The following is an 11,233-nucleotide window of genomic DNA, read 5'->3' on the forward strand; positions in this document are numbered from 1 at the left end:
GGGTGAAAGCGGTCCTGGGAATTTTTCCGGGGCGAATAGCGTGATGGTCGCTTCGTATCTTGGCCGGTGGTCGGGGAAGTGTCGGATGGGCGGATACTCGCCGTGATTGTCCGGTTACTTTTATGGACTTGTGGGAGTCGGGGGTGTCCACTACGCATGTGCAGCGTGGTTCTCCGGCTTTCCCATCGGGCGAATACCGCTCGGTACGGAGAATGTGGAAGGTGAGGCGCGATGGACCCCCGGAAGATCAAGGATAATTTCGCCCTCGTCGGCGCGCACGGCATCGAGGTCGCCGAGTATTTCTATGCCGATCTTTTCGCGCGTGAACCGGGGCTGCGGTCGATGTTCCCGGCGGCGATGTCGAAGCAGCACGAGGTCCTGCTCGCCGCACTCTCGCAGATCGTCTCGTCGGTCGACGACCCCGAGGCGCTCGTGCCGTTCCTGCAGGACCTCGGCCGGCGGCACCACGGGTTCGGCGTGGCCGAAGAGCACTACGCGCCGGTGGGCGCGAGCCTCTTGGCCACCTTGGCCTACTTCAGCGGGCCCGAGTGGAACGCGGACCTCGAACGCGACTGGACGGACGCCTACCAACTCGTCGCGAAGGTCATGACGGAGGGCGTGGCCGTCTCCTGAATCCGACATGGACGCCCAACGCCTGAAGGCCAACTTCGACCGGGTCGCCGAGCAGGGGGACGCGGTCGCCCTGTTCTTCTACTCCGACCTCTTCGTCCGCAACCCGCATCTGCGCGACATGTTCCCGATCGGCATGCGCGGGCAGCGCGACAAGCTGCTGCGGGCCCTCGGGCACATCGTCGCCCGCGCGGACGACCTGCCCGCCCTCGTCCCGTTCCTCCGGCAGCTCGGCCGCGACCACCGCAGGTTCGGCATCCTGTCCGAGCACTACCCGCACGTGGGGGCCAGCCTCATCGCGACGCTGCGGCACTTCAGCGGTCCCGAGTGGACCGAGGATGTGGAAAGCGACTGGAACGCCGCGTACGGCCTCGTCGCCAAGGTCATGCTGGAGGCCGCCGACGAGGAGGCGCTGAACAGCCCCGCATGGTGGAACGGCCAGGTCGTCGCCGTGGAGCGGCGCCGGTTCGACATCTGCGTCCTGCGCGTCCAGCCGGACCGGCCGCTGCCGTACCGGCCCGGCCAGTCCGTCGCGCTGGAGGTGCCGTCCCGGCTGCGGCACTGGCGGTACTACTCGATGGCGAACGCCCCCCGTCCCGACCACACCGTCGACTTCCACGTACGGCTCGTGGACGGCGGCCCGGTGAGTCCCGTGCTGGTGCGGAGCACCGAGCCCGGCGACCGGGTCCGCATGGGCGCCCCGGTCGGCACGCTCATGCTCGACGAGTCGTCCGGCCGCGACGTCCTGCTCGTCGCGGGCAGCACCGGCCTGGCCCCGCTCAAGGCGATCCTGGAGCAGATCTCGCGCCGCTCCGACCCGCCGCACGTGCACCTGTTCTTCGGCGCCCGCACCAGGGACGGCCTGTACGACCTGGAGGACCTGGCCAAGCTCGCCGGCGAGTTCCGCTGGCTCACCGTGGTGCCCGCGGTGTCGGACGAGTCCGCCGGCCACGGCTTCACCGCGCTGCTCCAGCCCGGCGACGGCGACGTCGAGTACGGGAACCTGCCCGACATCGTGGCCGGGCACGGCCCCTGGGACGGCCACGACGCCTACGTGTGCGGGCCGTCCGCGATGGTCGGGCACACGGTCGATCATCTGGTGCGGCTCGGCGTGCCCCGGGACCGCGTCCGGCTGGAAACCTTCGCAGACGCACAGAGGTGAGCGCGTTGAACTCCCCGAACCTTCCCGTCGTCTCCGAGGGGACGCGGCTGACCCCGGGCGAACTGCGGGCGGTGGTCTTCGCCCGGGCCGCCCTCGGCCGCCGCGGGTACGACGAGGAGCAGGTCCGCAACTTCCTGTCCTACGTCGAGCGGCAACTCGTCCAGATCTTCACCGAGAAGACGGCCCTGGCCGAGGAGGTCAACCGGCTGCGCGCCCAGGCGGCCAAGGGCACGCCCGGCGTCATGGCGCCCGAGGACGCCCATTTCCAGGCCGTCCGGATCCTGTCCCAGGCGCAGCAGACCGCCGACCTGTACGTGGCGGACGCCGAGCGCTACACCCGCGAACTGGCCCATGAGGCGAGGCTCGCGCGGGAGGCGATCCTGTCCGACGCCAAGGGCCGCGCCGAGCATCTGCTGGAGGACGCCCACCGCAAGGCCGCCGCGGTGGCCGACGCCGCCGTCCGCGAAGCGCCGGCCGCCCCGCCGCCGGCCGTCCGCACGGATGCGCCGCCGGAGGACGAGCGCCGCGCGATGGAACGCGAGATCGCCTATCTGCGCACCTACAGCGACGTCTACCGCACCCACCTCCGCTCCTACCTTGAGGCGCTCCTCCGCAACGTCGACGAGTGGGAGAACGCCGAGCGCGCGTCTTCACCCGCCCAGTGACCGGTTTACGCTGAGAAACGCGCCGTTCCGGAGCCGGTACGGGTTCCGAGGGGGGTTCGTCGCCGTGCCGTCACCGTCTGGGAAACTGGGGACGCTGTGACTTCGCTTCCCGTCTGACCGCGGGGGGCTTCCAACCCGAGGGTTGCGGTCCGGCCCGCACCGATCCCGGCGGGACGGAGAGAACACCACAGGCCAAGCAGCGACTCCCCACCGGCCGAGCCGGTGGGTCCTTGCTAGGAGACCGATGGAATACCTGATCGTCATCGCCGCGCTCGCCGCCGTCGCGCTGATCATCGGCGGCGTCGTGCTGCTGCGGCCCCGCGGCGGCAGGCCGCGACCGCCCGCCGGACGTCCCGCCGAGCGGACGGGCGGCGCGACCGTCGCCGAGGAGGAGGACGCGGGCGCCCCCACGATCGAGCGGGCGCCGCCGACGGAGGTCCCGGCGCCGCGGCCGACGGTCGAGATCGAGAAGCCGCCGCCCGGCGCGGGCCGGCTGGTGCGGCTGCGCGCCCGGCTCGCCCGCTCCCAGAACACGTTCGGCAAGACCCTCCTCGTCCTCCTGTCGCGCGAGACGCTCGACGAGGACGCCTGGGAGGAGATCGAGGACACCCTGATCACCGCGGACATGGGCGCGGCCGTGGCCCGGCAGGTCACCGACGACCTGCGGACCCGCGTGCAGGTGCTCGGCACCCGCGAGGTCGGCGAGGTCCGGGAGCTGCTCAAGCAGGAGCTGGTCAAGCAGATCGGCCCGGACCTGGACCGGTCCCTGAAGACCGAGACGGCCGGGGACCGCCCGGCGGTGCTGCTGGTCGTCGGCGTCAACGGCACCGGCAAGACCACGACCTGCGGCAAGCTCGGCCGCGTCCTGGTCGGGGACGGCAAGACCGTCCTGCTCGGCGCCGCGGACACCTTCCGCGCCGCGGCGGCGGACCAGCTGGAGACCTGGGCGAGCCGGGTGGGCGCGCAGGTCGTCCGCAAGGAGGAGGGCGCCGACCCCGCGAGCGTCGCGTTCGACGCGGTCAAGCAGGGCATCGACACCAAGGTCGACGTCGTGATCGTCGACACCGCCGGGCGCCTGCACACCAAGACCGGGCTGATGGACGAGCTGGGCAAGGTCAAGCGCGTCGTGGAGAAGCAGGCCACGGTCGACGAGGTCCTGCTCGTCCTGGACGCCACGACCGGGCAGAACGGCATGCAGCAGGCCCGCGTGTTCGCCGAGGTCGTCAACGTCACCGGCGTGGTGCTGACCAAGCTGGACGGCACCGCGAAGGGCGGCATCGTCGTCCAGGTGCAGCGGGAGCTGGGCGTCCCGGTGAAGCTCGTCGGGCTCGGGGAGGGCCCCGACGATCTGGCGCCGTTCGAGCCGGAGGCGTTCGTGGACGCGATCCTGGGCGACTGACATTCCGCGGAAATGCACTATGTGAGGATTTAGAAACACCGGCGAAACACGCCGGGGCCGGTTTTCACACCGCGGAAACGTACCAGCCGATCGCGTGAAACGGCCGCGCCAGAGTCTCTGAGCAGTCACGTTCCCTGGCGAGGAGGGACTCTCTCAGAGATGAAGATCGATAGCGGTAACACCGCGTGGATCCTGACGAGCGCGGCGCTCGTTCTGCTGATGACACCGGGCCTGGCCTTCTTCTACGGAGGCATGAGCCGGGCCAAGAGCGTGCTCAACATGATGATGATGAGCTTCGTCAGCATCGCCGTCGTCGGCATGGTGTGGGTCGCCTACGGCTGGTCCATGGCGTTCACGTCGGGCGGCGGGCTCAGCTCCTTCGTGGGCGGGTTCAGCGAGTGGGGGCTGGTCGGCCTGGAGACGGCCGCCACCGCCGACGACGGGACCGGGATCCCGCAGCTGGTGTTCGTGGCGTTCCAGGCCACGTTCGCCATCATCACCGTCGCGCTCATCAGCGGGGCCGTGGCGGACCGTGCCAAGTTCGGGGCCTGGGTCGTGTTCACCGTGATCTGGGCGACGCTCGTGTACTTCCCGATCGCGCACTGGGTCTGGTGGTCGGACGGCGAGGAGGGCGGCAAGGCCGGCTGGATCTTCGAGCTCGGCGCCCTCGACTTCGCGGGCGGCACGGTCGTCCACATCAACGCGGGCATCGCGGCGCTCGCCCTGGTGCTCGTCCTCGGCAAGCGCCGGGGCTGGCCGAAGGAGCCGATGCGGCCGCACAACCTGCCGTTCGTCCTGCTCGGCGCCGGCCTGCTGTGGTTCGGCTGGTTCGGCTTCAACGCCGGCTCGGCCGGGGCCGCCAACGAGATCGCGGGCATCTCGTTCATCAACACGATCGCCGCGACCTGCGCCGCCGCGTTCGCCTGGATCGTCGTGGAGAAGCTGCGGGACGGCTCGTCCACCACGCTCGGCCTCGCGTCCGGCATCGTCGCCGGCCTCGTCGCGATCACCCCGGCCTGCGCGTTCGTCACCCCGCTCGGCGCCATCGCCATCGGCGCCGTCGCCGGCGCGGTCTGCGCCTTCGCGGTCAGCCTCAAGTACAAGCTCGGCTACGACGACGCGCTGGACGTGGTCGGCGTCCACCTGGTCGGCGGCATCGTCGGCGCCCTGCTCATCGGCATCCTGGCGACCACGGCCGTCAATGACGGCGGCGCCGACGGACTGCTCGCGGGCGGCGGCCTGTCGCTGCTCGGCAAGCAGGCGGTGGCGGTCCTCGCGACCCTCGCCTACTCGTTCGTGGTGACCTACGTGATCGCCAAGATCATCGACCTGGTGATGGGCTTCCGGGTCAGCGAGGACGACGAGGCGGCCGGCCTCGACAGCACGGCGCACGCCGAGACCGCCTACGACTTCGGCACCATCCGGGCGGGCGGCGGTTCCGGTGCGACGCTGGCCTCGGCCGCGTCCGCCCCGGTGAGCGGTGCCGCGGACAAGCCCGAGGGCGCGGCGAAGAAGGTGGAGGCGTAAGGATGAAGCTCATCACGGCGGTCATCAAGCCGTTCAAGCTGGACGAGGTCAAGAAGGCGCTGGAGACCTTCGGCGTCAAGGGCCTCACGGTCAGCGAGGCCAGCGGCTACGGCCGGCAGAAGGGCCACACCGAGGTCTACCGCGGCGCCGAGTACCAGGTCGACCTGGTGCCCAAGCTGCGGGTCGAGATCCTCGTCGACTCCGCGGACGCCGACGACATCATCGACGTGATCGTCAAGGCGGCCCGCACCGACAAGATCGGCGACGGCAAGGTCTGGGCGGTGCCGGTCGACACGGTCGTCCGGGTCCGCACCGGCGAGACCGGGCCGGAAGCCCTGTAGGCGTCCCGGTGACCCTCGCCACCCCGCGTCCCGGAGACCGCCCGGCCGAGCCGGGCGGTACCGGGACGGACGGGGCGGGAACCGCCCGTGCCGCCCTCGCGGCGGCACGGGCCTCCCGCGCCGCGGAACTGGACCGCTGGCTGAGCTCCCTCCTCACGGCCGGCGGCGCACCGGACGACGTGGCGCTCGTCGCGGTCGGCGGCCACGCCCGCCGCGACCTGACCCCCGGCGGCGACCTCGACCTCGTCCTCCTGCACCGCGGCAGGCCGGACATCGCCGAGGTCGCCGACCGGATCTGGTACCCGGTCTGGGACTCCGGGCTGCGGCTCGACCACTCGGTCCGCACCGTCGACGAGGCCCGGACCGTGGCGCGCGGCGACCTGAAGGCCGCCCTCGGGCTGCTGGCGGCGCGCCGGATCGCGGGCGTCCACGCGCTCGCCGACGAACTGCGCGCCGCCGTCCTCGCCGACTGGCGGGCCGACGCGCCCGTCCGGCTGGCGGAGCTGGCGGCGCTGTGCCGCGAGCGCTGGGACGCGCAGGGGGAGCTGGCCTTCCTGCTGGAGCCCGACCTCAAGGAGGCCCGCGGCGGGCTCCGCGACGTCCACGTCATGCACGCCGTCGCCGCGTCCTGGGTGGCGTCCGCCCCGGGCGGCCGGGTCCGCGACGCCCACGACCTGCTCCTCGACGTGCGGCACGCGCTGCACGAGGTCACCGGCCGGTCCACCGACCGGCTCGTCCTGCAGGAGCAGGAGGCGGTCGCGCACGCCCTCGGCCTGCTGGACAGGGACGTCCTGCAGCGCTCGATCGCGGAGGCCGCCCGCACGATCACCTACGCGGCCTCGCACCTGTGGCGCCGCGTCGACCGCTTCACCGCCGCGCACAGCCGGCGCCCCGCCGGTGACCGGGGCGTGGAGCGGCGTCCCGTGGGGGACGGCGCCGTCGAGTACGAGGGCGAGGTCGTCCTGGCGCGGAACGCCGACCTGGCCGACCCCGCGCTCGTCCTCCGCGTCGCCGCCGCCGCGGCCCAGGCGGGCCTCCCGCTCGCCCCCGCCACGGTCTCCCGGCTCGCCGGGCACGCGGCCCTGCCCGAGCCGCCGTGGCCCGCCGAGGCCCGTGACGCCCTCGTCTCCCTGCTCGGCGCCGGGCCCACCGCCATCGGCGTCTGGGAGGCCCTCGACCAGGCCGGGCTCGTCGTCCGGCTGCTGCCGGACTGGGAACGCGTCCGCAACCGGCCGCAGCGCAACCCCGTGCACCGGTTCACCGTGGACCGCCACCTCGTGGAGGCCGCCGCGGGTGCCGCCGCCCTCACCCGCGACGTCTCCCGTCCCGACCTGCTCCTCGTGGGCGCGCTCCTGCACGACATCGGCAAGGGCTGGCCGGGCGACCACTCCACCGGCGGCGCGGTCGTCGCCCGCGACATCGGCGCCCGCCTCGGCTTCCCCGAGGAGGACGTCAGCGTGCTGGAGACGCTCGTCCGCCACCACCTGCTGCTCCCCGAGACCGCCACCCGCCGAGACATCGACGACCCGGTCACCGTGCGGACCGTCACCGCCGCCGTCGCCGGCGTGCCCGGCCGTGAACGCGAGCTCATCGAGCTGCTCGCCGCCCTCGCGATCGCCGACGGCAACGCCACCGGCCCCGCCGCCTGGGGGACCTGGAAGGCCCGGCTGGTCGCCGAGCTCGCCCGCCGCTCCGCCGCCGCGCTGGCCGGCGGCACCCCGCCGCCCGCGCCCGACCTCGGCCCGGAGCGGCTGGCCCTCGTCCGCCACGACGGCGGCGCCGTCCGCGTCAGCGGCTCCCGCATCACCGTCGCCGCGCCCGACCGCCCCGGCCTGCTGTGGCGCGCGGCGGGCGTCCTCGCCCTGCACCGCCTCGCGGTGAAGACCGCCCGCACGATCTCGTCCACGGAGGACTCCGGCGGGACCGCCGTCCTGGACTTCACCGCCGTCCCCGAGTTCGGGACGCCGCCCGACCCGGCCGGCCTGGAGGCGGACCTGCGGCGCATGCTCGCCGACCGGCTCGACGTCGCCGGCCTGCTCGAACGCCGCGCCAGGTCGGCCCGGGTGCGTCCGGGCGCGACGGTCCCGCCGCCGCGCGTGCTGATCGTGCCCGACGCGTCCCGCACCGCCACCGTCGTCGAGGTCCGCGCCCACGACCGGCCCGGGCTGCTGTGGCGGATCGGGCAGGCGCTGGGCGCGTGCGGCCTCGGGGTCCGCGCGGCCCGGGTCGACACCCTCGGCGCCGAGGCCGTCGACGTCTTCTACGTGGTGGACGGCACCGGCCGCCCGGTCGAGGACCCCGCCGTCCTGGACGAGGTGCGCGACCGGATCCTCACGTCCCTGCGCTGACGCGCGTGTCCCCGGCTCCCGGCGGAGACCGGACGGCCGCGGAATGGGCCCGCCGGGACGGGTAGGGCCCGGCCGGTGACCCGATACGCTGATAGGCGATCCCAGAAGCTTCCCAAGGACGGTCCAGACACGTGTTCGAGACGCTCTCCGACCGGTTGACGACGGTCTTCTCGTCGCTGCGCAGCAAGGGCAGGCTCTCCGAGGCCGACATCGACGCCACCGCCCGGGAGATCCGGATCGCGCTGCTCGAGGCCGACGTCGCGCTGCCGGTGGTCAAGGACTTCATCGCGCAGATCAAGGAGCGGGCGCGGGGCGCGGAGGTCTCGCAGGCGCTGAACCCGGCGCAGCAGGTCGTCAAGATCGTCAACGAGGAGCTCATCAACATCCTCGGCGGCGAGACCCGCCGGATCCGGCTGGCCAAGACCCCGCCCACCGTGATCATGCTCGCAGGCCTGCAGGGCGCGGGCAAGACCACCCTCGCGGGCAAGCTCGCCCGCTGGCTGAAGCAGGAGGGCCACGCCCCGGTGCTCGTGGCCGCCGACCTGCAGCGGCCCAACGCCGTCCAGCAGCTCCAGGTCGTCGGCGAGCGGGCCGGGGTCGCGGTGTTCGCCCCCGAGCCGGGCAACGGCGTCGGCGACCCGGTCGAGGTGGCGCGCAGCTCCATCGACCACGCGCGGCAGGCCCAGCACGACGTCGTCGTCATCGACACCGCCGGCCGCCTCGGCATCGACGCCGAGATGATGCAGCAGGCCATCGACATCCGCGACGCCGTCCGGCCCGACGACGTGCTGTTCGTCATCGACGCCATGATCGGCCAGGACGCCGTCAACACCGCCCAGGCGTTCATGGACGGCGTCGGCTTCGACGGCGTCGTGCTCACCAAGCTCGACGGCGACGCCCGCGGCGGTGCGGCGCTGTCGGTGCGGCACATCACCGGCCGGCCGATCATGTTCGCCTCGACCGGGGAGAAGCTGGAGGACTTCAGCGTCTTCCACCCGGACCGCATGGCGGGCCGGATCCTCGACATGGGCGACATCCTCACCCTGATCGAGCAGGCCGAGCAGGCGTTCGACGCCGAGCAGGCCGAGCGGATGTCGACGAAGTTCGCCTCCGGCGAGGACTTCACCCTCGAGGACTTCCTCGAGCAGATGATGATGATCCGCAAGCTCGGCCCCATCGGGAACCTGCTCGGGATGATGCCGGGCATGGGGCAGGTCCGGGACCAGATCAGCGGGATCGACGACAAGGACCTGGACCGCATCGCCGCGATCATCCGCTCGATGACCCCGCAGGAGCGCGCCCAGCCCAAGATCATCAACGGCTCGCGGCGGGCCCGCATCGCCCGCGGCTCCGGTGTCGGCGTCGGCGAGGTCAACAGCCTGGTCACCCGGTTCTTCGACGCGCAGAAGATGATGCGGCAGATGGCCGGCGGGATGGGCGTCCCCGGTATGCCCGGCATGCCGGGCGGCCGGAAGAAGGCGGCCAAGGCGAAGGCGGCCAAGAACAAGAAGGGCAAGCAGCGCAGCGGCGACCCGCGCAAGCGCGCCGCCGGCGCGAAGGGCCGCCAGGACGAGCAGCAGCCCGCGGCCGGCGGGATGCCGCAGGGGCTCCCGCCCGGCCTCGGCGGCGGGCAGCTTCCCCCGGGCCTCGGCGGCGGCCAGCTCCCGCCCGGCTTCCAGATGCCCGACCTGGGCAAACTGCAGGGCCGCAAGAAGAAGTGACCGCGCGTTCCGCCGGGGGGCGGGCGCGTCCCGGACACGGCTTCGTGCGATTGCGCTTTCGCCGCCATCGTCTGGCAGAATGGCTTGCTGGAAACCCGGACCCGCGAGGCGCCCTCTCTCGTCCTGCGCGGCCGGAGTCCATCGGGCGGCCGTGAGCCGGTGTTCCCCACCTGGCACGGGCCCGTCCACCCGTAATGAAGTCTGGAGTACACCACACCCGTGGCAGTCAAGATCAAGCTCAAGCGTCTGGGGAAGATCCGGAACCCGCAGTACCGGATCGTCGTCGCCGACGCCCGCACCAAGCGTGACGGGCGCGCCATCGAGGAGATCGGGCTCTACCAGCCCAAGCAGGAGCCGTCCCTCATCAAGATCGACTCTGAGCGGGCGCAGTACTGGCTCGGCGTCGGCGCGCAGCCGACCGAGCCCGTGCTCAACCTGCTGAAGATCACCGGCGACTGGCAGAAGTTCAAGGGCGAGCCGGGTGCCGAGGGCACCCTCAAGGTCGCCGAGCCCAAGCCCGACAAGAAGGCCGTGTTCGAGGCGGCCGTCAAGGAGTCGATGGGCGACGCCGAGGCCGCGCCCCCGGCGGCCAAGGGCAAGAAGAAGGCCGAGCCGAAGAAGTCCGAGGCGAAGTCCGCCGAGACCACCGAAGCCAAGAGCGAGGGCTGACAGTGCTCGAAGAAGCGCTCGAGCACCTGGTCCGCGGGATCGTGGAGAACCCGGACGACGTCCGGGTCCGCGCCCGCCGGATCAGGGGCGGCCGGGTCCTCGAGGTGCGCGTGCACCCCGAGGACCTCGGGAAGGTCATCGGCCGCAGCGGACGCACCGCCAAGGCCCTGCGCACCGTGATCAGCGCCCTCTCCGGGGGCCGCTACGTGCGCGTCGACCTCCTCGACGTCAACGAGGTCCGCTGAGTGGCGTCCCGATGAGCGAACCGCTCGTGGTGGGACGGATCGGACGCGCACACGGGATCCGCGGTGAGGTCGCCATCGACGTCCGCACGGACGAGCCGGACTCCCGGTTCGCCGCGGGCACGACGATCTCCACCGACCCCGCGCCGACCGGCCCCCTCACCATCGAGCGTGCCCGCTGGCATTCGGGACGCCTGCTCGTGCGCTTCGCCGGGATCGGCGACCGCGACGCCGCGGAGGCCCTCCGCGGCACCTGGCTCGTCGTCGACCCCGGTGACATCTCCCCGTCCACCGACCCGGACGACTACCACGACCAGGAACTCATCGGCCTCACCGTCGTCACCGCCGACGGCGGCGACGTCGGCGAGGTGGCCGACATCCTGCACCACGGCCAGGACCTCCTGGTCGTGCGCGGCGCCGCCGGTGAACGGCTGGTCCCTTTCGTGGCGGCGATCGTCCCCGAAGTGGACGTCCCCGGGGGGCGGCTCGTCATAGACCCGCCCCCCGGCCTCCTCGACCCGCCCTGACC

Annotated in this window: 11 protein-coding genes; all 11 read left to right on the forward strand. The window is 72.6% G+C overall.

Going from position 1 to position 11,233, the window contains the following annotated elements; translation table 11 throughout:
- The first annotated feature begins 231 nt into the window (after positions 1 to 231).
- The 11 genes from E1200_RS25140 (at position 232) to rimM (ending at position 11,231) form a co-directional block, all read left to right on the forward strand.
- Positions 232 to 633, forward strand: a complete 402-nt coding sequence (locus E1200_RS25140; RefSeq protein WP_131954548.1) for a globin domain-containing protein — start codon at positions 232 to 234, stop codon at positions 631 to 633.
- Between the two features lie 7 nt (positions 634 to 640).
- Positions 641 to 1,792 carry a globin domain-containing protein gene (locus tag E1200_RS25145; RefSeq protein ID WP_131954549.1) on the forward strand — a complete coding sequence of 384 codons (1,152 nt, stop codon included), beginning with the start codon at positions 641 to 643 and terminating at the stop codon, positions 1,790 to 1,792.
- Between the two features lie 5 nt (positions 1,793 to 1,797).
- On the forward strand, positions 1,798 to 2,457 hold the full coding sequence (locus tag E1200_RS25150) for a DivIVA domain-containing protein (protein WP_165950453.1): 660 nt from the start codon (positions 1,798 to 1,800) through the stop codon (positions 2,455 to 2,457).
- Positions 2,458 to 2,701: 244 nt separating this feature from the next.
- Positions 2,702 to 3,856: a signal recognition particle-docking protein FtsY gene (gene ftsY, locus E1200_RS25155; protein WP_131954551.1), complete on the forward strand. Its 1,155-nt coding sequence runs from the start codon at positions 2,702 to 2,704 to the stop codon at positions 3,854 to 3,856.
- Positions 3,857 to 4,015: 159 nt separating this feature from the next.
- The gene (locus tag E1200_RS25160) at positions 4,016 to 5,383 is read left to right on the forward strand and encodes an ammonium transporter (protein WP_131954552.1); all 1,368 of its coding nucleotides are present in this window, start codon (positions 4,016 to 4,018) and stop codon (positions 5,381 to 5,383) included.
- 2 nt (positions 5,384 to 5,385) lie between these two features.
- Complete coding sequence (locus tag E1200_RS25165; RefSeq protein ID WP_131954553.1) at positions 5,386 to 5,724, forward strand: P-II family nitrogen regulator; 339 nt, start codon at positions 5,386 to 5,388, stop codon at positions 5,722 to 5,724.
- Positions 5,725 to 5,732: 8 nt separating this feature from the next.
- A complete protein-coding gene (locus tag E1200_RS25170; RefSeq protein ID WP_131954554.1) occupies positions 5,733 to 8,072 on the forward strand; it encodes a [protein-PII] uridylyltransferase in 2,340 nt (779 codons plus the stop codon).
- A gap of 131 nt (positions 8,073 to 8,203) precedes the next feature.
- Positions 8,204 to 9,793, forward strand: a complete 1,590-nt coding sequence (gene ffh, locus E1200_RS25175; protein WP_131954555.1) for a signal recognition particle protein — start codon at positions 8,204 to 8,206, stop codon at positions 9,791 to 9,793.
- A gap of 219 nt (positions 9,794 to 10,012) precedes the next feature.
- Positions 10,013 to 10,462: a 30S ribosomal protein S16 gene (gene rpsP / locus E1200_RS25180; RefSeq protein ID WP_131954556.1), complete on the forward strand. Its 450-nt coding sequence runs from the start codon at positions 10,013 to 10,015 to the stop codon at positions 10,460 to 10,462.
- Between the two features lie 2 nt (positions 10,463 to 10,464).
- Positions 10,465 to 10,707 carry an RNA-binding protein gene (locus E1200_RS25185; protein WP_021598307.1) on the forward strand — a complete coding sequence of 81 codons (243 nt, stop codon included), beginning with the start codon at positions 10,465 to 10,467 and terminating at the stop codon, positions 10,705 to 10,707.
- An 11-nt stretch (positions 10,708 to 10,718) separates the two neighbouring features.
- Complete coding sequence (gene rimM, locus E1200_RS25190; RefSeq protein ID WP_131954557.1) at positions 10,719 to 11,231, forward strand: ribosome maturation factor RimM; 513 nt, start codon at positions 10,719 to 10,721, stop codon at positions 11,229 to 11,231.
- Positions 11,232 to 11,233: the final 2 nt, after the last annotated feature.

The sequence above is a fragment of the Actinomadura sp. GC306 genome, from assembly GCF_004348665.1.
Taxonomy (GTDB): Bacteria; Actinomycetota; Actinomycetes; order Streptosporangiales; family Streptosporangiaceae; genus Spirillospora.